The organism is Vibrio sp. Isolate23 (assembly GCF_022398095.1).
Taxonomy (GTDB): Bacteria; Pseudomonadota; Gammaproteobacteria; order Enterobacterales; family Vibrionaceae; genus Vibrio; species Vibrio coralliilyticus_A.
Genome location: NZ_JAKEUV010000001.1, coordinates 803,888 through 825,775, shown reverse-complemented (window position 1 = coordinate 825,775; position 21,888 = coordinate 803,888). Strand labels below are relative to the sequence as shown.

At 45.6% G+C, this 21,888-nt stretch carries 21 protein-coding genes; 10 read left to right on the top strand and 11 right to left on the bottom strand.

The features are described 5' to 3' along the window. The first annotated feature begins 1,162 nt into the window (after positions 1 to 1,162). On the top strand, positions 1,163 to 3,133 hold the full coding sequence (locus L1D31_RS03690) for a replication initiator protein RctB domain-containing protein (protein ID WP_239835711.1): 1,971 nt from the start codon (positions 1,163 to 1,165) through the stop codon (positions 3,131 to 3,133). A gap of 473 nt (positions 3,134 to 3,606) precedes the next feature. Beyond that, positions 3,607 to 5,163 carry an alpha/beta fold hydrolase gene (locus L1D31_RS03685; protein WP_239835710.1) on the top strand — a complete coding sequence of 519 codons (1,557 nt, stop codon included), beginning with the start codon at positions 3,607 to 3,609 and terminating at the stop codon, positions 5,161 to 5,163. A gap of 67 nt (positions 5,164 to 5,230) precedes the next feature. Here the strand turns inward: L1D31_RS03685 and L1D31_RS03680 are convergent, their stop codons facing one another. Continuing rightward, positions 5,231 to 5,707 (bottom strand): transcriptional regulator, encoded by a 477-nt coding sequence (locus L1D31_RS03680; protein WP_239835709.1) that lies wholly within the window; start codon positions 5,705 to 5,707, stop codon positions 5,231 to 5,233. A 440-nt stretch (positions 5,708 to 6,147) separates the two neighbouring features. Here L1D31_RS03680 and L1D31_RS03675 point away from each other — a divergent pair, with 440 nt between their 5' ends. The 4 genes from L1D31_RS03675 to L1D31_RS03660 all read left to right on the top strand — a co-directional run bounded on the left by L1D31_RS03675 (position 6,148) and on the right by L1D31_RS03660 (position 8,883). After that, positions 6,148 to 6,345: a hypothetical protein gene (locus L1D31_RS03675; RefSeq protein WP_239835708.1), complete on the top strand. Its 198-nt coding sequence runs from the start codon at positions 6,148 to 6,150 to the stop codon at positions 6,343 to 6,345. Positions 6,346 to 6,507: 162 nt separating this feature from the next. Further along, positions 6,508 to 6,717 (top strand): DUF3283 family protein, encoded by a 210-nt coding sequence (locus L1D31_RS03670; protein WP_239835707.1) that lies wholly within the window; start codon positions 6,508 to 6,510, stop codon positions 6,715 to 6,717. 88 nt (positions 6,718 to 6,805) lie between these two features. Continuing rightward, positions 6,806 to 7,522, top strand: coding sequence for a YebC/PmpR family DNA-binding transcriptional regulator (locus L1D31_RS03665; protein WP_008074122.1), 717 nt, complete (start codon positions 6,806 to 6,808; stop codon positions 7,520 to 7,522). A 131-nt stretch (positions 7,523 to 7,653) separates the two neighbouring features. Next, entirely contained in the window at positions 7,654 to 8,883 is a 1,230-nt protein-coding gene (locus L1D31_RS03660) for a lysozyme inhibitor LprI family protein (RefSeq protein WP_239835706.1), read from the top strand. Positions 8,884 to 8,943: 60 nt separating this feature from the next. On the opposite strand, the gene L1D31_RS03655 is transcribed toward L1D31_RS03660, so the two are convergent. Continuing rightward, positions 8,944 to 9,180 (bottom strand): DUF2798 domain-containing protein, encoded by a 237-nt coding sequence (locus tag L1D31_RS03655; RefSeq protein ID WP_239835705.1) that lies wholly within the window; start codon positions 9,178 to 9,180, stop codon positions 8,944 to 8,946. Positions 9,181 to 9,263: 83 nt separating this feature from the next. Between L1D31_RS03655 and L1D31_RS03650 the strand changes: the two genes are divergently transcribed. Together L1D31_RS03650 and L1D31_RS03645 are read left to right on the top strand one after the other, a co-directional pair. Continuing rightward, on the top strand, positions 9,264 to 10,169 hold the full coding sequence (locus L1D31_RS03650) for a LysR family transcriptional regulator (RefSeq protein WP_239835704.1): 906 nt from the start codon (positions 9,264 to 9,266) through the stop codon (positions 10,167 to 10,169). A 38-nt stretch (positions 10,170 to 10,207) separates the two neighbouring features. Further along, positions 10,208 to 10,939 (top strand): SDR family oxidoreductase, encoded by a 732-nt coding sequence (locus L1D31_RS03645; protein ID WP_239835703.1) that lies wholly within the window; start codon positions 10,208 to 10,210, stop codon positions 10,937 to 10,939. An 81-nt stretch (positions 10,940 to 11,020) separates the two neighbouring features. Here L1D31_RS03645 and L1D31_RS03640 read toward each other — a convergent pair whose 3' ends face one another. Continuing rightward, the gene (locus L1D31_RS03640) at positions 11,021 to 11,920 is read right to left on the bottom strand and encodes a DMT family transporter (protein ID WP_239835702.1); all 900 of its coding nucleotides are present in this window, start codon (positions 11,918 to 11,920) and stop codon (positions 11,021 to 11,023) included. A gap of 119 nt (positions 11,921 to 12,039) precedes the next feature. Here L1D31_RS03640 and L1D31_RS03635 point away from each other — a divergent pair, with 119 nt between their 5' ends. Further along, positions 12,040 to 12,522, top strand: a complete 483-nt coding sequence (locus tag L1D31_RS03635; RefSeq protein ID WP_239835701.1) for a MarR family transcriptional regulator — start codon at positions 12,040 to 12,042, stop codon at positions 12,520 to 12,522. A 69-nt stretch (positions 12,523 to 12,591) separates the two neighbouring features. Here the strand turns inward: L1D31_RS03635 and L1D31_RS03630 are convergent, their stop codons facing one another. The 6 genes from L1D31_RS03630 to L1D31_RS03605 form a co-directional block, all read right to left on the bottom strand. Then, positions 12,592 to 13,062, bottom strand: coding sequence for a cytochrome c (locus L1D31_RS03630; protein ID WP_239835700.1), 471 nt, complete (start codon positions 13,060 to 13,062; stop codon positions 12,592 to 12,594). Beyond that, entirely contained in the window at positions 13,059 to 13,472 is a 414-nt protein-coding gene (locus L1D31_RS03625) for a cytochrome C (protein ID WP_239835699.1), read from the bottom strand. The genes L1D31_RS03630 and L1D31_RS03625 overlap by 4 nt, the downstream gene beginning before the upstream one ends. Further along, positions 13,472 to 14,698 carry a molybdopterin-dependent oxidoreductase gene (locus tag L1D31_RS03620; RefSeq protein WP_239835698.1) on the bottom strand — a complete coding sequence of 409 codons (1,227 nt, stop codon included), beginning with the start codon at positions 14,696 to 14,698 and terminating at the stop codon, positions 13,472 to 13,474. Before L1D31_RS03620 ends, L1D31_RS03625 begins: the two co-directional genes overlap by 1 nt. A 4-nt stretch (positions 14,699 to 14,702) precedes the next feature. Further along, the gene (locus L1D31_RS03615) at positions 14,703 to 14,999 is read right to left on the bottom strand and encodes a cytochrome c (protein WP_239835697.1); all 297 of its coding nucleotides are present in this window, start codon (positions 14,997 to 14,999) and stop codon (positions 14,703 to 14,705) included. A 311-nt stretch (positions 15,000 to 15,310) separates the two neighbouring features. Next, complete coding sequence (locus L1D31_RS03610) at positions 15,311 to 17,125, bottom strand: CocE/NonD family hydrolase (RefSeq protein WP_239835696.1); 1,815 nt, start codon at positions 17,123 to 17,125, stop codon at positions 15,311 to 15,313. A gap of 9 nt (positions 17,126 to 17,134) precedes the next feature. Beyond that, positions 17,135 to 18,574 carry an AbgT family transporter gene (locus L1D31_RS03605; RefSeq protein ID WP_239835695.1) on the bottom strand — a complete coding sequence of 480 codons (1,440 nt, stop codon included), beginning with the start codon at positions 18,572 to 18,574 and terminating at the stop codon, positions 17,135 to 17,137. 109 nt (positions 18,575 to 18,683) lie between these two features. Here L1D31_RS03605 and L1D31_RS03600 point away from each other — a divergent pair, with 109 nt between their 5' ends. Continuing rightward, positions 18,684 to 19,604 (top strand): LysR family transcriptional regulator, encoded by a 921-nt coding sequence (locus L1D31_RS03600; protein WP_239835694.1) that lies wholly within the window; start codon positions 18,684 to 18,686, stop codon positions 19,602 to 19,604. Positions 19,605 to 19,644: 40 nt separating this feature from the next. On the opposite strand, the gene L1D31_RS03595 is transcribed toward L1D31_RS03600, so the two are convergent. Further along, entirely contained in the window at positions 19,645 to 20,082 is a 438-nt protein-coding gene (locus tag L1D31_RS03595) for a heme-binding protein (RefSeq protein WP_006959844.1), read from the bottom strand. A 20-nt stretch (positions 20,083 to 20,102) separates the two neighbouring features. Next, on the bottom strand, positions 20,103 to 21,731 hold the full coding sequence (aceB, locus tag L1D31_RS03590; protein ID WP_239835693.1) for a malate synthase A: 1,629 nt from the start codon (positions 21,729 to 21,731) through the stop codon (positions 20,103 to 20,105). Positions 21,732 to 21,888: the final 157 nt, after the last annotated feature.

Sequence of the window (21,888 nt, the reverse complement as noted above, 5' to 3'; positions counted from 1 at the left end):
AATAAGAGAATTTTTTATCAATTAAATGAATTTGCAATTAATTCATCATTATTCGTCTTGCTAATTTTGCGCATGTCACCCTCTAAAATACATTAGATTTAAAGTATTACAACGTCACTTATTTACAATGTAAAGGAGACATCTCCAAAAAAATGAGAAATTGACTCGGAACGATTGATATCTGCCCATAGTTTACGGTCTGTGTCATTTCAATTCGTGAGCCCTTAATTCAGCGCCTATATTCCATACAATAGGACAGACCTTAATCAGAAAGCTTGGAAATAACTTTTGCTAAGAAATACGCTAGGAATCGAAAAGATGATCAAGGTGTTTACTTTGATCATGCTTTCAGGGAGAAATCATCTTCAAAGAAGCATGATCAAGGAAAAATAGTGCTTCGTTAAAAGCTTAACGAGCTCACTTTCAAAAGATCCTTACTCGGATCAATGATCAAGTAATTCTATGCTTCGGAAGCATGTAAAAAAGGAGAGAAATTACGGAAGAATGCAGACCAACTAAGGCATTGAGTCAATAAAGCAAATCAAGAGTACAAATCGAGGGACAAAAGTCATAATATTCTAAGCCGGTGTTCCTACATGATCATGCTTTCGTTCGATAGGCTAATCAATCAAAGTAATGCCAGTGGAAAGGAAAGATGTCAGATGGATTTCAAGTTGATGAATAAACCAACAATTTTAATCGTATTAGGTCATTTTTTTCCTACACCTTGATCATCGTTTCGTTATTAAAACCAAAAGTACACACTAAACAGGGCTCATTACTTACAGCAAATCGCTTTTCACTGTGGATAAAGTGTGAGTCTATGATGATCATGCTTCAGACGTAGTAATGATCATGCATTCGCTAGACTAATGATCATGGTTCTGTAAGTATCTGATCATGCTTTCCTCTTTTTTATGATCATGCTTTCGTACATATCATGATCATGCTTTCAGATGTGGATAAAAAAAGTTTTTTAATAACATGAACTTGCAATCATGACTTGGTTCAGATCATTAGATCATATAATCAATAAAGATCATTTAAATCAGAAAGATCAGTTATTCAAAACAACAAGTTTTCTCTTTATTTATAAGGCTTTTTTCTTTATCCTTTCGGAACCATAGCAATATTACGGCTAACGTGACACGGATCATAATAAATGAGCTCAGAAGAAAAAGTATTGATCAAAGCTCCTAGGAGTCATAAAGATGGACATATGTTTGAAGTGTCCGAAGCCGCCGTAAATTGGATCGAGCAATATCAGCATTTCAAAGGCGTGACTAAAAGCATCGTTGAGCTTTTGAATCTAATTTCATTACAAGGTTTTAGTAGTATAGATGGTTTAGTATCTACTACAGAACTGATTGAGGCGACAGATGGTCAACTGACTCGAGCCGCAATTCAACAGCGTTTGCGTGCAGCTGTAAATATTGGCCTATTTCAGCAAATTCCGGTCCGTTTTGAAGAAGGCCTCGCCGGGAAAACCATGTTGCACCGCTTTGTAAACCCAAATCAGTTGATCTCTGTTCTTGGAGCCACCAGCTTGATGACAGAGTCGGTAAAGCAAAGCGAGAAACAAAAACGATCTAAAGCTCTGGCACAGACACACGTCAATAAACGGTTATTGAATGAGCATGGCCTAAATACACCACCAGCGATGAAAGATGAAGCAGACCAGTTTGTGGTTTCACCGACTAACTGGGCGGGTATTATTGATCAAGCTTTAGCGCCTCCTCGTACTCGTAAACAATATCAAAAGAGTATGGTTTTGATCTCTGGCACCAAAGCTGTGATCGAAACACGTTCTTCGAAGAACATCATGACCGTCGATGATCTTATGACGCTGTTCGCGCTATTCACTTTGACAGTTCAATATCATGATCATCACCAACATCAGTACCAGCTGGACGCAAAACAAACCCCTAATAAAACCCCACTGTACATTACTGATATCTTGTCTTTACGGGGTAAGAAAGACAGTGGACCGGCTCGTGATTCGATCCGTGACAGCATTGATCGAATCGAATTTACCGACTTTCAATTACATGAGCTGACAGGCCGTTGGTTGAGTGAAAATATGCCTGAGGGTTTCAAGAGTGATCGTTTTCGCTTTTTGGCCCGCACTATCACGGCATCGGAAGAAGCACCGACAGAGGGAGCTGACGGCGAAATTCGTATTAAACCCAACTTATATATATTGGTATGGGAACCTTCTTTCTACGAAGAGTTGTTGACTCGTGACTATTTCTTCCTTTTCCCTCCAGAAATCTTGAAACAGCACACTTTGGTTTTCCAGCTCTATAGCTATTTCCGAAGCCGCATGTCTCGTCGTCATACCGACGTGATGTTGCTTAGCACACTCAATCAGAAGTTAGCGCGTAATATTGAATGGCGCCGATTCTCGATGGATTTGATCCGCGAATTGAAAAAGTTATCGGAAGGGGAGGGCACGGACGATCTGTTTAAGGTCAATCTATGGGGTTATCACCTAACGATCTCCACGATCGTAGAAGGCGGTAAGCTCAAAGACTACCAGTTTGACATCAAGTGTGATGCTGAAGAAGTGCTTCGTTACTCGCGTGCTCGCACGACCAACGCAGGTAAACGTAATATGGCCCCTACGTTGCCTAACCCACTGCGTAATGAAATGGTCACTAAGCAGCAGTTAGATGAAATGTCGCAGATTATTGATGGCGAGTTCGAACCCATCCAGCGCAAAGAACGTTCTCCAAAAGGAAAATTGGGACGTAGAGTTAAAATCCGTAAGCATTTAGTCGAGATCAATGCAGACGAAATCACCATTACCTTATCCAAGTATACCTCTCCAGAGGCCCTAGAACGCTCTATAATGGCTTTGGCTGCGATGACAGGGCATTCACACAACTCGATTCAGGAAGAGTGTCAGGAGCTCATAGAGAAGCTTGATTTCCTTCGTGTTGGAGACGAAATCATTCCGTACGAAACACTAAGCAAGTTGATTGAACTTTACAATGGGCAGAGTGAAAATAAACACTTATCCATTGAACGCCTAATTGCTGGTCTTGCAGTGAGACGCAAAGTGTGTAAACAAGTTCATGAAGGGCACCTTGATGAAGGTGTGTTTAGAGTACTTGATGAAGTGGCGGTATAACCCTAAATACTCGTACACATAATGAATTGCCAGCATGTGCTTGCTGGCTTTTTGATATTATTTCCCTGTGTTACATACCTAGTGTGAATAGACAAACCTACTACATTCCCCTGACAGTGAACTGACATTGCTCACCGGGGCGTTGGATATTATTTATCACGAATAGACAACCTTTTGTCCTTTCTGATGAATAAGGGATTTGGATTATCCCTGATAGATTGGCTCATATTGTTACATTCATTCTGAATTGTTTGCGAGTTCTTTTGAACTCGCTTTTTTTTGTCTAAATTTCTTCAAGTATTGAAAGCATGATCAAGGGGGCTCTTGATCATTGTTCAGTATGTCATTTCCCAGACCCTTCTTTCTATCACTGCGTTAAAACGCGCAATTATGGGATAGGATCTTTTCGTGTTTTATTGAAACAAACCGTAGTACTTTCCTTGCCTATTTTTTGAGTAGGGTAATCATCGTCAATGAAAAGAAAGTTAGCATTACTCACTATCACTACAGTGATCGCAGGCTGTGGGGGTGAGGGGGGAGAAAGTAATCAAAATGTGAGTAGTGATACTTTCCAGAATTTATCGGCGCTATCGACTTCCTCGGTATCTTTACAAGCTATCCAATGTAGCCAGTTACAGTTGCTCGATACGTACTATACACCTCCTGATACGGTTGATAGTTGCTGGCTTTTGGAAGTGCCTGAGAACTATTCACAGCCAGATGGCAAAAAAATTAAGGTCGCTGTTGCTAAAACTCTTGCTCAAGGTCCTAAAAAAGGCGCATTTTTGCACCTCAACGGCGGGCCAGGAGGCGCGTCTATTGAGTGGGCTCAATACAGTAATGATGACCTTTCCGTTTTATCCGCCAACCATGATATCTACTTTGTTGATCAACGTGGTACTGGGTATTCTACTCCGTCTTTGAGCTGCTATTTTGAAGACTCAGGCACTACTGAGCAAATTAAAGATTGCAAGAATAAATACGTTAATAGTGGTGTGGACTTAAATCAGTATACGAATGTCAATAACGCGTTGGACTTGCTATTACTTGAGAAGAAACTATCTGAATTACAAGAAATTGATGGTGGTTGGAAACTTTATGGCGTGTCGTATGGGACACGTCTTGCCATGACAATGGCTCGTGAAGAACAAAAACAGATTAAAGCTGGCTATCAGATTTCCAATGCAATTCAGATGATGGTGTTAGATGGCGTCTTTCCAATTGAAATGAACGGCATTAAAGATATGCCTTGGTCAAACTATGAAGCACTGGATAGAATTCTTGAAGTGTGCACGCGTAGTACAGGGTATTGTGATGAAGCCACATTTAAGTCTGACTTAAATACCAAGTTGACTGAAATTGATGAGAAGTACCATGACTTTTTTCTCAGCTATTTGACGACGATAAGTATGCGTCGTGATGATAGTAAACCTAGTGTTGGTGAATTAAACCCTGTTGAATTGATGAAGTTAACTACAGCCGAAATAGAATCGGGGCTAGACGCACTGATTGCTCTTAAAGCCAATGCTTATGACCCTTCTAATCCAAGCCAATTTGCGGCAATGGGGTTAGCAAATATTTGTGCTGAAGAACCCGTTAAGCAGAAGTACTACACAGGTCATCATGAAAGTAGAGAAAAATGGGGAGCGGATGTACAGAATGCAGTAGATAGTAGCACTCATTATGGGCTGACTCTTGAAGCTTGCCAGGCCATTGATGTTGAGTCTGTCTCAAGTCACTCTTACGCTTCTTTGGAGACAGTGGGCTATCCTGTACTCATTCTCAACGGTGCGAATGATGGTATTACACCACCGGCATTGGCTGATGTTCCTGCTAAGAAATTCTCGAATATGCTGAGTTTGACCTACGATCAAGGCGATCATGGCATTTTAACTGATGCACAGGATTGGGCTCCTTGCCTGAAAAACTTGATCCTCAGTTCGATCAATGAGCCTAGCAATATGTCTAGCTTAGATAGCACATGCCTTGATACTGATGGTTTTAAGTATGTGGCAGATATTGATAACTAATACAATAAATTAGATTCATACCCTCATATTTAAGTGCGTATGAGGGTACATTGATGATCGGTGGATCTTAATGTCGAATGAGCGATATTCCTTGATCATTGTTCCGTGACTCATTCCAACTTTGTGCCGCCATAAACTGCACATGAGCATCTACCCATTGATGTGATGTCTCTAGCCAACGGCTATGAGTTTGTTGGCGACAAAACTCCAAACCTATTACTGTTAGGTGTTGCATTTGCATCATACACCAATGTTTCAATGTCAGTTCACTGGCCGAGTTAGTAACCACTTTTTGTAGCTTACTGTAGGCAAGTTGTAAGAATTGGTAGGCCTTGTTAGGGGAGGTGTACCGCTCGTGCTCAAAGATACGCAAGCAACCATCTAACCAGCACGCAATAGCTTTACTTTGTTGTTGTGTGATGCGTGGTCCCCAAATTTGCTCTGGTGGTGATAGGATCAATGACTCGAGAAGCTCTCCTTGATCATGCTTTCGAGATTGATACCAGAGTCCCATTTGCTTCACCCACGTATCTAATTGATTCATATCGCCCTCGCTCAAGTGCTTCAACTTATTTGATCTAACTTTTCAATTGCAATTTTCTTGCAAAGCAGATCAACCTCTAGACAATAGTGTGGTTCATGGTTGAGTTATTAACCAAGTAGCAGGGCAAAAGGATGTGTTATTGGGTGGGCTGAAGCCGTGGCTTGATAAACATGTTTGAGGAGCAATTGTAGTTAATGAGTATCAAGATAGAGCGATTGTTTATCCAGTAAAAATGAGAGCTTGATCGCCTTAAAATTCTTAAGGGTAATCCCTTAAATGTACTTCGCCAGTTAGCTATGCGCAAAGTTTATTTATACAAAAAACACTAACTGTGTACGAACTATTAGCGTAATCACATTATGGAGCTAAAATTCTTAACAAGGGCAGTCAGCTTTTGCTACAGATTAGCTGTCCCTAGCATGGTTTGTTCGGAGGTTACAATGTCCATTAATTCTATTGACCATGATGAAATGACTAAAATCACAGACAAGTGGGATCTCACGGAAGAAGTTGAGTCACAAAAGCCAACCAAAAGCGTTAAGTCAGCGGAAGCTCGTCGTCGTATTGAAGCATTAAGAGAGATTCGCGAAAGTGGCTTAACTATTGAGGAAGCGAAGGATCTAGGCATATTACACTAGTCGTGATAACAGTAATAATTGACTTAAGGGTGGCTCAAATAGCCACCCTTAATTTTTCTTTTTTTGATCTCAATTAAGTCACTGTGTGTGCTTTGAGTGCCCATTTAACTTACGAGTGTGTTATATTTTCTCCCCATATTCTTACAGATACAGAACCCTTGTATGTCTATTAACCTATCGACACTCCCTGCCAATGAGAAAAATAAAATTGAGCTTGATAAGCAAGCGTCTTTCTTCGTTTGGAAAATGCGTGAAGCAAAAGCAGGTCCTGATGAGATAGATCAGCAGGCAAACAAGATCCAAAATGAAGAAGAGCGAACTGCATTTCTTGAATCTGTAGCCAAATACAAACGAGTAATGGGCGTCGCCTGACCCTTTTTCTCAGCAAAGCGAGAAATTGAAATGGTCTCGTTTTTTGCTAAAATCCTTCGCGTTTAATTGAATTAGAGAGAACATCCCGATGGGAAGAAGTTTTGAAGTGCGCAAAGCCTCTATGGCGAAAACAGCGGGCGCAAAAATTAAAGTTTATTCCAAATACGGTAAAGAAATTTACATGTGCGCGAAAAATGGTGGTGCAGACCCAGACATGAACTTGTCTCTTAAGCACCTGATCGCAAAAGCGAAAAAAGACCAAGTTCCTGCACACGTTATCGACAAAGCGATCGATAAAGCAAATGGTGGTGGCGGTGAAGACTACGTTCCTGCGCGCTACGAAGGCTTTGGTCCTGGTGGCACAAGCGTCATCGTTGATTGTCTAACTGACAACGGTAACCGTACTTTCCAAGATGTGCGCCAGTGCTTCGTTAAAACAGGTGCGAAAATTGGTGTTGAAGGTTCTGTTTCACACATGTTTGATCACCAAGCAGTATTCCAGTTCAAAGGCGATGATGATGAAATCATTCTAGAAACGCTGATGATGGAAGACGTAGACGTGACTGACGTTGAACTTGAAGATGGCGTGATTACGGTTTTCGCTCCTCACACTGAGTTCTTCAAAACTAAGACTGCTCTAAACGGTGCCTTCCCAGACCTGACTCTTGATGTAGAAGAGATCACTTTCGTACCTCAAACTCACACGCCAGTTGCGGGTGAAGATGCAGAGAAATTCCAGAAGTTCTTAGACCTTCTTGATGACTGTGATGACGTTCAGCAGGTTTACCACAACGCTGAGCTGTAATCGCTAAAAATCAGATAAACTAAAAAGGGATCGATTCGATCCCTTTTTTTGTTTTCGCGTGTTAAAAATAGGGCTGATACCAAACTCGAAAGAGCATTCATTCTGCTCACTTTGTTATTGATGGACCAATAATGACCAAATTTATTCCTATTGTATTAGGTTGTAGCTTGGCTTTTTCCGCTGCTTCAACCGAGCTGGATCTCGTGACGAAAGCACAGCAGCTCTATGAAGCAGGCGATAAAAAACAAGCGCAGACTTTGTTTATTCAGGCGGCTGAGCAGGGCAGTGCAGAAGCGCACTTTAGACTTGCTTACCAATACGTTTTACCAGATGAAGAGAGTGTCTATCATTTGCAGCAAGCTGCGGCGCATGGTCACCAAGAGGCACTAAAATACTATCTAGATAAGGTCTTTTTCCGCGCAGGCAGTATTAGAATGTCTGACCCTAAAAGCGCATTAGAGACTTACTATAAAGCCAAACAGAAAAATCCTCGTTTGTCCCTCTATGACGAACAAGAAAAGGTGCAAGTACTGACTTACGCTGCTGAAGTCCCTGAGCGTGACCCTGATGCGTTCTTTAAAACTTTTCAAGTAGAAGATGAAGACGGAGATTGGCCCTTCTACGATGTATGGGAGTTAGCTGAGCAAGCTTCAAAAGAGGGGGGAAAGTTCGGTAAACCCGATCCGGAGCTTGTGTTTTGGTTGATCACGCGTGGTGGTGATGTGCCAGCAGAGATCTCATTTGCGGTCACCGATTACTATAAGCATTGGAAAAATGATCATGTGGTGCCTTTTAACCTTTGTCATTACGTGACCAGTGGCGCGGGGGCAGGGTATTGCGCTGATAGGGATGCCGTAGAGCAGGAGAAACGTCGCCAGAGTGAGCTTTCCTCATTAGGCCAAAAGCTGTCAGGGGAGAGCCTAGCTCTGTTGAATCTGGCCTATAAAGAGATGGAAGATTTTGTCACGCTCAAAGCGCAGCAAGAGGAAATGCATGGTGGTACGGGGCGTACTGCTTGGATTATAGACTCGATTCAATCGCAGAAGGATCTTTACCTTTCAATGCTAGATAAAGCCATTCAAGGTGATATAGAGGCAGTTTACACGACGCTCAGTGAAACAGACAGCCAATTAAATGCGTCATACAAAAAGCTAATGAGTGCGCTGAAACTGCCAGCTGAAGATTATGCGATGCTAAAACCAGAAGCTGATGATGTAAGAGAAGTGCAAAGGCAGTGGATTAAACATCGCGATGCGACATGTCGCCTGATTGAGTCAGTCGAGCCAAGGTTAAAAGAGCAATGCCTCAACTGGATAACGGCTCAAAGAGAGCTAGAGTTGCAAGGTATTATCACGCCATAATGGCACCAACAAATATGACAAGGGGACGTGAGGTCCCCTTTTTTGTTTCTTTAAACGCTTTTAAGCCTGCGAGACAGCGTTTGTGCCAGCTAACCAGTTAGACAACTTTCTAATTTGCGGTAAGACCGTCAAGTTAAGTGTTAGCGCTGCCGGCCATGCCAGAAGAAAGCTATCTAACCAAATTGCTGGCCACTCGTGACTAAAACCCAATTTATAGCCAGAAATTAATCCCGACATAATGATGGCCATGGTTAAAGACGAAAGCAGGGTGGAAATCCAAAAATGTTTGCGGCTCATAAATTCTCCTCTTGTTATTGTTGTTTTGATGCTTTAAAGGATATAACTATCCATAAGTGAAAAAAATAAGCAGGTTTAGAAGTATGGATTCCATATTTGGAAATGTTGATGATCTCTATCTGTTTTGTTGCGTTGTCGAAGAAGGCTCTTTGCTTGCTGCTTCTAGGAAACTTCAGCTGCCGGTTTCCACCATGTCCCGCCGGCTTTCAACCTTAGAGCAACGTCTGAATATACGATTGCTTGAGAAGAAAGGCAGGGAGCTAGTTGCTACGCAAAGTGGCTTACAGGCGTTTGAGTTGTTGCAGAGTGGTATGGAGTCTATTGAGTCTGGCTTTGGACAAATTGTCTCTGATACTCAACAAGTCTCAGGTAAGATAAAACTCGCGATACCACATAATTTTTATCGTGCTTTTGTCGGTGATGTCGTTGAACAGTTTTTGGTTGATTATCCACTGGTTTCGCTCGATTTAGTCCTTAGTCAAGAGCAAGCGGTACCACAAACAGATAGAGATTTACTGATTACATTCGATTTGGCAGATATGAACGACATGATTGCCAGACCTTTGTTTAAAGCACGACATGCTTTCTTTGCTAGCCCCGAATACATAGAAAAAGTGGGTAATGTGGAAGATTTACAACAACTCAGTAAACTGGACTGGATCAGTGTGGATCACGCATTGGATATCTCGGTTTACGACCAAGACCGCTTAATCGATGTGATGAGCGTGAAACCTAAGCTGATCGTGAATGATATTTTGGCGGTATGTGGCGCTGTAGAGAAAGGTTTAGGCGTGGCGTCGTTGCCTTTCAGACATGTGCATAAAGGGATGAACTTAGTTAGAGTGCTGCCTCAGTATCAACGCAGTGTTAGACAAGCCTACTTGGTTTATAAGCAAAGGCGCTATCAGCCTAAAGCGCTGAGTTTGTTGGTAGAGCGTTTAATGGCTGGCGTAGAGAAGATGCAAGAGCCAACGGATTTTACACTGTAAAGTCACCTCAATTGAAATTGAAGAGTAAAGGAAATCAAATGGATAAAGTAGTCATCGTTACAGGAGCGGGAAGAGGGATTGGAGCAGAAACCGCCAAGCTACTTGCGAGCCAAGGCTATGCCGTCGCTGTCAATTACCTTAGAAACCACCAGCGCGCTTATGAAGTGGTTGAGCAGATTACTTCCACAGGCGGAAATGCGTTCGCTATTCAGGCTGATGTCTCAGACCAAGAGCAAGTTGAAGCTATGTTTTCCCAAGTTACCCTGCGCTATGGCACGGTCACTCATTTGGTGAACAATGCAGGAATTCTGTTTACTCAATCAACCTTGAGCGAGATTGACCTAGAACGATTCAAGAAGGTAATGGATGCCAATGTCATAAGCTGTTTTTTGTGCTGTAAGTCGTTTATCAATCAGCTTGATGCCGATGGGGCTATTGTCAACGTCTCTTCGGCAGCGTCAAGAACCGGAGCCCCGTTTGAATATGTAGACTACGCAGCTTCTAAAGGCGCGATGGATTCGTTAACCAAAGGGCTGTCTCTTGAGCTAGCAGAGCGCAATATTCGAGTGAATGGGGTTCGACCTGGTTGCATTTATACTGAAATGCATGCGGATGGCGGCGAACCTGGACGCGTAGACCGACTCGCTTCGCAAATTCCGCTTGGAAGAGGAGGAACGGCATTAGAGGTGGCTCAATCGATAGCCTGGCTATTGTCCGAAGAAGCATCGTTTGTGACCGGTTCGTTTATCGATATAGCGGGTGGAAAGTAGGAGAGCCTTGTTGATCCACGTTGGTGTTTACATTGTAAAGTGAAACGCCATGTTGATGTCATGGCGTTTGTTTTTTACCACTCAACTCGATTTACATTGGGTGGGTGATGGCTTGTTCTGTCGTAGTGCCAAGATCGCTTGAGGAAGAAGAGACATCACAATCATGCCAATCATTAAACTGTATTGGAAAGGCGTGAATGACTCACCAAGCAATATCAGGCCGGTTACGATGCCTGCGATTGGGTTGGCGATGCCACCAAATGTAAAATCCACCACTGTCATGCGCTGCAGAAGCCATACATACATGCCATATCCCAACGCTGTGTTGAGACCGACCACCCACAATAAACCTAAGCTATTGCGCAGTGAGAAGTTCTCTAGTGCGTTGCTGTATTGAACCGGATCGATGAAGGCTTGGAATCCTGCCGCGACTGACAAAATCGTGCCACCGAGAATCAGTTGCCACGTCAATACAGTCCACCAGTGCATGCGATTACCTAGTGATTTCGTCAGAGAGCTACCCGCAACAATACACATGATGGCAGCCAGCATAGCCCCCAGCCCAATCGGATTGAGGCTGATAGAGCCCGGAGAGAACAGCATCCATGCAAGGCCAATCAGTGCGGCGCCACAGACGGCTTGTATGTAGTTAGGACGGTGTTTATTAACCACCCAATGATACACCATGGCAAACACAGGTACCGATACCATACCGACACCCGAAATTGCTGAAGGCAGAGTCAATGCCATCACAAATATTAAGCCAAAGAAGGTCGCAATGTTGATCAATCCAAGGCTGAATAAAATTTGCCAGTCCCCTTTTTTCGGTAGGGACGGCTTAATCATCAGTAACAGCAGTCCGGCAGGCAGTGCTCGAATTGCTCCCAAAAGCAGAGGAGGCCAATCGGACAAAGTGAACTGTGTTACCGCATATGTTGTTCCCCAAAAGAAGGCGGGGATCATTGCCAGTAATATATTCATAATTATTTATCTTTACATTAAGATATTTTGCGTGAATGTACGCCTAAAAGTTCTGTTTGTAAAGTATCTTTATGTTAAGATACTTCGACACGTCATTTTGTTAGTGGAGAAATCTGTTCATGGACGCTATAGATAGAGTGGTCGATCAATGGGCAAAGGAAAAGCCCGAATTAGATACTGAGCCGATGGCCATCATGGGTAGGCTACTTAGAATTGCCAAATATATGGAAACGGAAGTCACGCAATTACATAAGCGCTATGACTTAAAGCTGGGTGAATTCGATGTACTTGCGACCTTGCGTCGTAGTGGCTCACCATTCCGTTTAACCCCTTCTGAATTAATTGATTCTATGATGCTGACTTCTGGTGCGATGACCAATCGACTGGATAAATTAGAGTCTAAAAACCTTATTATGCGAGAGCACAGTAAAGAAGACCGCCGTAGTGTTACTGTGCAGCTCACAGATGAAGGTTTTACCTTGATTGATAAAATCATTGAAGAGCATGCTGAAGTGCAGCAAAAACTGGTGAAAGGCATGAACTCTAACCAGAAGCACCAGATTAATCAGATCCTCAAAGGTTGGCAGACTCAGTTCGAATAACCTCAAATCATGACCCGATGGGCGCTACAGTTGGCGCCCATCGGGTCAGTCTTACCAACTTTACTTATCTTATTGGCTGTCAGAGCTTTCTTTATCCGCCTGACGGTAATCTTTGCTTTTATCGTAAAGATCGAGCGGCTCTAACGTGCTATAGAAGGCGACGACGTTCTGCATGTCCTGATCGGACAAAGATTTGACCATCGACTGCATATACAGATCCTGACGCTTATCTGTTTTGAACTCGCGTAGCTGCTTAAGGATATAATTTGCCTTTTGCCCCTTTATGTTCGGGTATGACTGGACGAAAGGGATGATTTTGTCGCCATGGCACTGGCTACAGAGGTTGGTCACCAAGCTCTCTCCCGCCGCGATATCGATGATAGCTTTAGATGGCTGCTCAGTATTAGATGGTTTCTCAACTGACAGTGTGTCTAATGGTTGTATCGGATCTGCTGGCTCCTCTGAACAAGCAGACAGTATTGCGATACAGAGCGCAGATACACCTGTCAGGCAAAGCGCGTGAAACATTGAGCGTGTCATTGTGTTTCCCCTCGCATTGGCGGTATCAAAGCATCCTCAATCGGCTTACGGCGATACTTGTTCATATCGATGCCCTGATCCTGATAGTAGGTGCTGAGGTAGTTGAGTATCGGATCCCAAGTGTCTGACAGATCCCACAGCCCTTGCGTGTCCACCATCCACTGAATCGTTTCTCGCCATTGCTCCTTATCACCGCTGTTCTGAGCCACAATAAGACTCGTGTGACAGGCGTTACATTGGCCATTCACCAATTCCCACCCCGGCGCCATGATCAGCCCAGAAGCTTTGTCGACACCGTATTTCTGCTCCGGTGTCAGCTTGGCTTCGTCTTCAGCTTGCACACTGAGTGCAGAGAACGCCAGTAGTGAAGCGATAAACATAGCACGAGATTTTCCTGTAGCTCTTTTCATCACGATACCCTGATGGCAATACGATGACAGCCGTTGAACAGGTAACCTTTAGGGTTCCATTGCGGCTGGACGACGGGCTGGCTGTCGCCTTCGCTGTCGGTTGCTTTAGCCCAGATCTCATAGTAGCCCGCCATTGGCAGTTCTAAATCGGCTTGCCATTGTTGCCATGCGCCTTTGTTGACGGGTTTCTCCAGTTTAGCGTCATGCCATGTCGTGCCATAGTCATAACTCACCTGAAGCTTCTCCACGCTCCTCATACCTGCCCAGGCATGGCCGCTGACAGTGACGGTTTTACCCAGAGCAAACTCAGTGCCGCTTTTAGGTGAGGTGATCAGTGATTTGACGATCATCTCTTCGATAATACGAAAGTCTTTGTTATCGACCTTCTCTCCGGGAGCAATCGGGTATTTTGGCACCTGATACGCTGGGGCAGCCATTTTGTGGCCGTCGTGGATTTGATTACGAACGCTGATCCCTGTGGCACACTTTTGTGAGACGGAAGCAGGCCGGCCCGCAAAGACGACGCGTAGCGGGTAACCATGCAAATAAGGAATCGGCTCGCCGTTCATGGCCCACGCGATCAGTGCGTTGTCGTTCATCGCGGCTTTGATCGGTACGCCACGTGAGATAGCTTCTCCTTTGCCGCTTAAGTGCTTGTCAAAGCCGTGGCTGCCTGTGTAGACCGCATCATCTTTGATGCCACAGTCTTTGAGCACATCACTAAGCAGTACGCCTGTCCATTCTGCGCAGTACACGCCAGCGTTGTTCCACTGGTTACCCTTAGTGCTTGGGTAGAAGTTATTGCGGCTGTTACCGCCGCACTCCAATACCAGACTTTGGGTGTGATGTTTGAACTTAGATTTGAGCTCAGCAATGGTGTATGTCTTACTTTGCTTGACCGACTCTCCCTTCACTTCAAATGTCCAGGTCTCTGGGTCGATTTGAGAAAAGTCCGGCATTTGGCCATTCCAACGTACAAAAGGCACTCCTGCTGGTGTGACAGGAGGCGCGAGCATGCTTTCTGGCGGATAAGCATTGAGCGGATTTGTGTTGAGTACCGTGTAGTAATCCGGCAGGTTTTCCGCTTTGGCCCACGTCAGTGCGCTGATATCCAAAGCTGCAACGTTTTCCGGTCGATTAGCAGCAAACACCCAAGATACAGGTAACGCAGATACGGCGGTGGCGGAAAGGGCCGCCTTGAGAAATTGTCTTCTATCTAAACTCATGGGGTTACTCTTGATGGTTCAGGGTGTAAAAGTAATCGGCCAGCTTTTCGATATCCTCTTCAGACAGTAACTGGGCGACTTTAGTCATGGTGGCATCCTGACGCTGACCGTTTTTGAAGTCGGAGAGCTGTTTGGTCAGGTAAAGTTTGTTCTGCCATTTCAGGTTAGGGATAGAAGGAAACGCAGTATTGTTGTCACTGCCGTGGCAAGCGATACACATGTTTGCGAGTTTTTGGTAATCGTCGGCGGCCCCAAAGACAGGCAGCGAACAAAAGAGCAGGGCAAGAATGGACTTTCGCAAAACGTCTCCTTAGCTTTAGGCTGATAAAGCAGGCTAGCTGATTAAAAATCACGCGCATTAGAACGAGTTTTTGCGATCAATAAAATTAAAATAAATTTAACCTAGGTTAACTAATATTTAACCCAGTAACGAAATCAATATCTAGTAACTTACTGATAGATAATGAGTATTTTAAGCGGTCAAAGATGAATTTTGCTGATGGTGGTAAGCATCTGAAATGCATTTAGAAACTGAAATCAGCGTGTTTCGACCATGGGTAAGAGTTGCCGAAAGCACGAAGAGAGCCCCTACTAAAATAGGGGCTTTATTTTCTAGCTAGGGAGTATCTCCAAGGTCAACATGGATGGATAGCTGTGGCTACAGTGAATGGTGTTTTTGGCCACTTGTTTGGTATACGCCTCACCTTCGGGTTCGCCGCTATTTGGGTTGACGTCAAACTTAGGGAAATTGCTGCTGGCAATGTCTAATCGCAGTTTGTGCCCTTGCGCGAAGCAATTCTGAGTGGCAAACGCTTCAACCTCAATTTCGTAAATCATGCCACGGCAAAGCTGCTCTGGCTGCTGCCAGCTCTTGTGGTAGCGACAACGAAAGATGCCATCGGAGATGTTCATCGCGAAGCCTTGCGGGTAGTCTTCGCTTGGCGGATAAACATCCACTAGTTTGATGGTGAAATCCGTATCCGGCGCGTCGGATTCAATAAACAGTTTCGCCGATACTTTTCCTGACACAACCAAATCTTCAGTGAGTGGTTCGGTTTCAAACACCAACACATCCGAACGTGCTGCAAGGGGAAGGTTATTGCCTTTGGCTCCGTAAAAGCGAGCATCTTCACGTTGATCGTACGCACCACCTTCAAACACCGGCTTACCCGAGGTTAATGCACCGCCAACAGTGGGGACTGGGTTACTCGGATCGGCCAGGTAGCTGATGTGATCGTCTGTGACCGGTGCTTGCTGGGTCAGCAGGCCCTGTCGGTGCAGATACCAGTTCTGAGCTTCGGTATTTTTCATTGGCCAGCGATCACTGCTTAACCAGTGCCCTCCGTGCTTGAGCCTGCCCAGTTCGCTTTTTTCACCTGAACCGCCGCCCATTTGGAACACCTGCACGTTTGCAAACGTATGACGGTCATCATTGAGCAGCCAGCGCTGGAACCACTTCACGCGAAAATCCAGCCAGTTGCTGTCAATGTTGTCGTCAAATGAGGCGTCCTGACCGAACTCTACATCACCGCTATGCGTGGTATTTCGGTCTCCATGAAGCCACGGGCCCATGATCAGTGCTGTCTGGGAGCGATTCTTTTCACTCAGTACCGTGTAGTTTTCCAGCGTACTCTTAACGTATACGTCGTACCAGCTCGACATCAACAACACCGGAATATCTGCAATGTTCTGATAGCTATCATGCGCGTAGATGCCGGACTTTTTCCAGAAATCACTGAAACTGCCCTGTTTCCACTGCTCAAGTAGATACGCTTCATACTCAGGCACATGGCGTAGTGGCGACTGGCCAGCTTTCCACGGCAAGTACTTAAACCATTCGCGAATGTCTTCCTGCTCCAGCGCTTTTTTCACCACAGGATCTTGCTCGGCCTTGGGGCTCACCAGTGCCTGGCGATAGGCCCATGTCGCCTGCTTGAGCTCAAACGCTCCGCCCTGACGAATACCGCATTGATAGGCATTGGAAAAGCCGCCTGAGTCCAGCACCATACTCGCCAGCCCCGGAGGATTGAGACACGCCAGTGCCAGCTGAGTGTGGGCGGCGTAAGACAGCCCCATGGTACCTATTTTTCCATTGCACCAAGACTGCTCAACTAGCCATGCGCACGTATCGTAGCCATCTTCCGCTTCGTTGATGTACTTGGTAAAGGTGCCGCTTGACTGATAACGTCCGCGACAGTCCTGAAAGACACACACAAAACCTTTATCAACGAATGCCTGCGCCATTTCTTCACGGGAGACCTTATGCCCTTGCAACGTGACTTCAGAACGAGAAGGCGCCGTTTTTTCGTAAGGCGTTCGCTCCATTACCACGGGCCATGGGCCTTCACTGTTGGTTGGAAAGTAAATATCGGTCGCGAGTGTTTCTCCGTCTCGCGTACGGATTTTGACATCGGTTACTGCTTTCATGAGATGTCCTTAGGCGTAAACGTGTAGGCTGATGGATAGGAATACCAGAGCACACGCAATGGTGATGAGGAAGAATGGGAAGATGTATCTTGCCCATTGTCCCCATCCGACTTGTGCAGTGGCAAGGAAGATCAGCAGCCCGCTGGAAGTCGGTGTAATGATGTTTGTCGCCCCGTTACCCATCAGGAAGGCCAGTACTGTGGTATGTGGGTCGACACCAGAAAGCTGCCCGAGTGGGCCAAGGATTGGCATAGTGACGGCGGCTTGCCCAGAGGTGGATGGAATCGCCACATCAATGAGCAGTTGAGAGAAGAACATGCCATAAGCGGCCAGCGTTGGTTGGCCTTCACCGATGACTCCGGCTAAGTGGTAGATGATGGTATCAAGCACTTTACCTTGCGCAAGGACAATGGCGACAGAGGTGGCGAGCCCGATCAATACACCTGCGATGAGAACCTTTTTCATACCGCTGATGAAAGCGTTGATGGTGTCATTAGCTGACAAGCCACCGATGACAGCGAAAATCACGCCAAGCGAGATGTAATACGCAGATAACTCATTGTATTTCCACTTCCAAGTTTGCGAAGCATAGACCAGAAAGGCGATGCCCAGTCCAAGAACCGTTAGTACAAGCGTATGGCGAATTGGCAGAGGTTTGTTGTCCCATTGTGCGACGATTTCCGTTGTGCGCGCTTCTTTGCGAATACTATGCAGCACGTACGCCACACCGATGATCATCAGTACCACGTAAACGAAAATACGCATCCCCATACCGCTGAATATCGGCACATCAACCAGTGGCTGAGCGACGGATAGGGCATAAGGGTTAGTGATCGATGCTAAGTAACCGACTTTAACCGGAATGGTGACAATCGCCAGACCGATAATTTTTGACAGCCCCAGTCTTGTTGCCATGGCGACGACCATAGGTATCACGAGCAAGAACTCCTTCGCCATACCCATGAAGGTACTGCCCATGGAAAATACCACCATTAGGATGGGCACCAATAAGTAGACGTTACCGCGGGTGGCAGACAGCGTGCGCTCAAGGCCTGTTTCAATGGCGCCCACTTTGTCGAGTACGCCAAACATGCCGCCGATAAACAGCACCATGAAAATCATACCTGCTTGTTTGGTAATGGCTTGAGGAATACTGACTAACGCATCAAGCAAACTGACGGCTTGAGCTTCGCCTTCTTGAGGGTAAATACCAATCAGGTTGAGTGGGGAGACGTCTTTTTCCAGCACTTGGTAGGTGCCGGGAATGATCAGTTTGCCGTTACGTTCAAACTGTCCGGAATCGAAAAAATAGGTCATCAGTACTGCTACCACAACGACAGACAGCAGGATGATTACAGGGTTTAAGTTACCTTTCTTCTTTGGTTGTTCAGTAACATTTTGTTGAGCTGGTGATATCGCTTCACTCACTTTAAATCTCCATTTCGTCACATTCTATCCTACAACATTTCTGCAACATATTTTTTTGTGTTAGGGTTTTCAATTCAATGACAAATGGTCATATGTGTATGACTAAAGTGACTTGTTTAAATGGAACCAGATGAATATAACGGCGAAACAACTTCGGGCGCTTAAAGCCATCAGCCAAGCTGGGACAACCAGTCTGGCGGCAGAGCAGTTGAACTTATCTCAATCTGGTGTGAGTCGAATGTTGGCTCAGCTGGAAAAGGAGCTTGATCTGGATCTCTTTGAACGAGACCGAGGGCGACTGAAAATTAAGCCCGAATCGCTCAATTTGTTATCAAACGCACTGCACGTTTTAGAGGGTATGGAGCAGCTCCAGACTCAGGCGTCGGAAATCAAAAGGGGACGCAAAGCAAAGCAAGTATTCAAGATTGCAATGCCTTATACCTTTGCCAAGTCACTGGCCCCTAAACTCATCAAGCAGCTGGTAGCGCTATTTCCTGACGTGTCGGTTGAATTGTTTTCCAGCCATTATCAGTCGATTGAAGAAAGTGTCTATTCCGGTCAGGCCGATGTCGGGTTTACCCGCATCAGCAATCATTCCAAGTTTCGCTCCACGGCACTGGATTCAGGGATTGCGATGTGTGTGTTTCCCGAGGGCCATGAGTTCGAGGCATTCCATTCGGTCAACGCTGACAACTTGCGCGATCAGAAACTGGTCATGATCGGGCGTAAGAGCAGTACTCGTCATGATGTGATGAACTGGTTTACTCGCAGTAATCTGTTTCCGGAAATCGTTGTTGAAGCGCACTCTGTCGATGTCGCTTGTTCACTGGTGGCGGAAGGGATTGGTGTGTCGATTGCCAACAGCACCATGCTCAAAGGAATGGACAATCACAAGATTCGTGCGTTGCCGATCTTGGACTTGCCTCGCTATCAGTACGGTGTGATCCAGCGGCCTGATGACATTGCTAATGAGCGCAAACAGCCAGTCATTGATGCGTTTTCGGATTTACTTCAGGAAGTGTTGACAGAACTGCCCGTGTTGGGCCGTTAACGGTAATAAAAAAGCGGCCGAAGCCGCTTTTGATGAAGGGTTATGCTGCGTTCTCATCACAGAACAAGTCGGCGTGAGTAATACCACGCAGGGCGCAGCTTTCGTCGAGGTCAGAGATATCTCCACTGACACCGACCGCGCCGAGGATGTTCTGCTCAGCATCACGGATAAGTAAGCCACCAGGAACGGGGACCATATTACCGTGTGCCAGAACGTTTACGGCGGAGATAAACGCGGGGCGGTTGTCTGCGTCTTGAGCGAGCTTTCTGGAGGAGCAGCCGAGCGCGAGAGCACCCCAGGCTTTTGCGATTGCGATGTCTGGCCGCATCATGCTACTGCCATCTTGTCGTTGCAACGTAATCAGCTTTCCTCCGCTGTCGAGTACAGCGACCGTCAGAGGGGCGCTTTGGCTCTTTTGTCCAGCCTGAAAAGTACCGTCAATGACGGCTAGTGCTTGTTCTAGAGTTAAACTTCCCATGTTATCTCCTGATTTTTTGTTTACGCGGCTCCTTGCAGAAGCTCGTAACTAGGTAAGGTCAGGAAGGTGGCGAACTCTTCTGCAGTAGACAGCTTATAGAAAAGGTCAGCAGTTTTTTCAAAGCGGCCTGCCGCATAGCGAGCCTCACCCACTTCCTGTTTGATAGTGTCGAGTTCCTGATACAACCACGTGTGGAATAATTCTTTGTTGAAGGTTTGGCCGTCATCCAGCTTGACGCCGTGATGAATCCATTGCCAGATGTTCGCGCGTGAGATTTCTGCCGTTGCCGCGTCTTCCATCAGACCATAGATAGGCACACAACCTGAGCCCTGAATCCATGCCTCAATGTAGTAAAGAGCGATGCGAATATTCTTGCGCACGCCAGCTTCGTCACGCGAACCTTCACACGGTTTAAGCAGCAGCTCTGCGCCAATCTCGTGCGTAGGGCTGACGAAATCGAGCTGATTGACTTTGCCTTCAAGGTTTTTATCAAACACAGACATCGCCAAGTCGACCAAAGCAGGGTGAGCGACCCAAGTGCCATCGTGACCATTGCGTGATTCACGTTCTTTATCTTCAATCACTTTAGCGGTGACGCGTTCCATCTCCTGCGGGTCTTTGGCAGGAATAAAGGCCGACATACCGCCCATTGCCAACGCACCACGCTGGTGGCAGGTTCTGACGAGTAACTGGCTGTAAGCATTGAGGAACTCTTTATCCATACCAACCACATGACGATCTGGCAGGATGCGATCTGGATGGTTTTTCAACGTTTTGATGTAGCTGAAAATGTAATCCCAGCGACCGCAGTTCATCGCCACGATATGATCGCGCATGGCGTAGAGCATCTCTTCCATTTGGAATACTGCTGGCAGTGTTTCGATCAGTACGGTCGCGCGGATGGTGCCACGTACCACGTCGAAGTGATCTTCAGTGAAAGCAAATACGTCATCCCACCATTTTGCTTCTTCCATGCTTTCTAGCTTAGGAATGTAGTAGTAAACGCCCAGTCCTTGTTGCGCTCGAGTCTGATAGTTGTGATAGAAGTACAAAGCGAAGTCCATTAAACAGCCCGGAATCGCTTGTTGATTGAATTGGATTGATTGCTCTGGCAGGTGCAGGCCGCGTGGACGAGCGATCAGTAGGGCAGGGTTAGCATTCAGCTCATATTGCTTATTTTTTTTGTCGTCAAAGTAGCTGATGGTGCCTGCGTTGGCGTCTCTGAGGTTGATTTGCCCTTCGACCATGTTTTCCCATGTCGGTGAAGAAGCATCTTCAAAGCAGCACATAAAGACTTTCGCGCCAGAGTTCAGCGCGTTGATAACCATTTTTCTGTCTACCGGACCGGTGATTTCTACTCGGCGATCCAATAGCTCTGGCGGTGGTGTTGCCACTTTCCATGATTTGTCATCACGAATCGCCTGAGTGTCAGTTCTGAAATCTGGCAATGCGCCTGCATCGTATTGCTTTTGCTGTTCCTCGCGTGCTTGCAGCAAAGCGTCACGATGGGCGCCAAATCGGTTTACCAATACTGTCAGAAACGAAAGGGCTTCATCTGACAGAATCTCCTTATAGCCTGGGCTGTCTGTATGACCGACAACCTCCAGACAGGCAGTTTCTTCTCTTTCGGCTAGATCGTTCAAATTCATTGTTCGTCTCCTTTAAACAATATTGATCGATTTTGTGTACAAAAATTATTTACACGAATACTTATATGGGAAAATTTGTAAACAATCAAAGGGTATTTAACATTTATTTTTCATTTACTCGTCTGGGAAATTATTTTTACGTAAAGATATTTTATGT

Bases quoted from the DNA above. Each gene is read 5' to 3' on its own strand.
- L1D31_RS03625 (WP_239835699.1), bottom strand. From the start codon at position 13,472: ATGAAAAGAGCTACAGGAAAATCTCGTGCTATGTTTATCGCTTCACTA.
- L1D31_RS03690 (WP_239835711.1), top strand. From the start codon at position 1,163: ATGAGCTCAGAAGAAAAAGTATTGATCAAAGCTCCTAGGAGTCATAAA.
- L1D31_RS03670 (WP_239835707.1), top strand. From the start codon at position 6,508: ATGTCTATTAACCTATCGACACTCCCTGCCAATGAGAAAAATAAAATT.
- L1D31_RS03630 (WP_239835700.1), bottom strand. From the start codon at position 13,062: ATGACACGCTCAATGTTTCACGCGCTTTGCCTGACAGGTGTATCTGCG.
- L1D31_RS03610 (WP_239835696.1), bottom strand. From the start codon at position 17,125: ATGAAAGCAGTAACCGATGTCAAAATCCGTACGCGAGACGGAGAAACA.
- L1D31_RS03645 (WP_239835703.1), top strand. From the start codon at position 10,208: ATGGATAAAGTAGTCATCGTTACAGGAGCGGGAAGAGGGATTGGAGCA.
- L1D31_RS03650 (WP_239835704.1), top strand. From the start codon at position 9,264: ATGGATTCCATATTTGGAAATGTTGATGATCTCTATCTGTTTTGTTGC.
- L1D31_RS03675 (WP_239835708.1), top strand. From the start codon at position 6,148: ATGTCCATTAATTCTATTGACCATGATGAAATGACTAAAATCACAGAC.
- L1D31_RS03640 (WP_239835702.1), bottom strand. From the start codon at position 11,920: ATGAATATATTACTGGCAATGATCCCCGCCTTCTTTTGGGGAACAACA.
- L1D31_RS03600 (WP_239835694.1), top strand. From the start codon at position 18,684: ATGAATATAACGGCGAAACAACTTCGGGCGCTTAAAGCCATCAGCCAA.
- L1D31_RS03665 (WP_008074122.1), top strand. From the start codon at position 6,806: ATGGGAAGAAGTTTTGAAGTGCGCAAAGCCTCTATGGCGAAAACAGCG.
- L1D31_RS03635 (WP_239835701.1), top strand. From the start codon at position 12,040: ATGGACGCTATAGATAGAGTGGTCGATCAATGGGCAAAGGAAAAGCCC.
- aceB (WP_239835693.1), bottom strand. From the start codon at position 21,731: ATGAATTTGAACGATCTAGCCGAAAGAGAAGAAACTGCCTGTCTGGAG.
- L1D31_RS03620 (WP_239835698.1), bottom strand. From the start codon at position 14,698: ATGAGTTTAGATAGAAGACAATTTCTCAAGGCGGCCCTTTCCGCCACC.
- L1D31_RS03655 (WP_239835705.1), bottom strand. From the start codon at position 9,180: ATGAGCCGCAAACATTTTTGGATTTCCACCCTGCTTTCGTCTTTAACC.
- L1D31_RS03685 (WP_239835710.1), top strand. From the start codon at position 3,607: ATGAAAAGAAAGTTAGCATTACTCACTATCACTACAGTGATCGCAGGC.
- L1D31_RS03660 (WP_239835706.1), top strand. From the start codon at position 7,654: ATGACCAAATTTATTCCTATTGTATTAGGTTGTAGCTTGGCTTTTTCC.
- L1D31_RS03680 (WP_239835709.1), bottom strand. From the start codon at position 5,707: ATGAATCAATTAGATACGTGGGTGAAGCAAATGGGACTCTGGTATCAA.
- L1D31_RS03595 (WP_006959844.1), bottom strand. From the start codon at position 20,082: ATGGGAAGTTTAACTCTAGAACAAGCACTAGCCGTCATTGACGGTACT.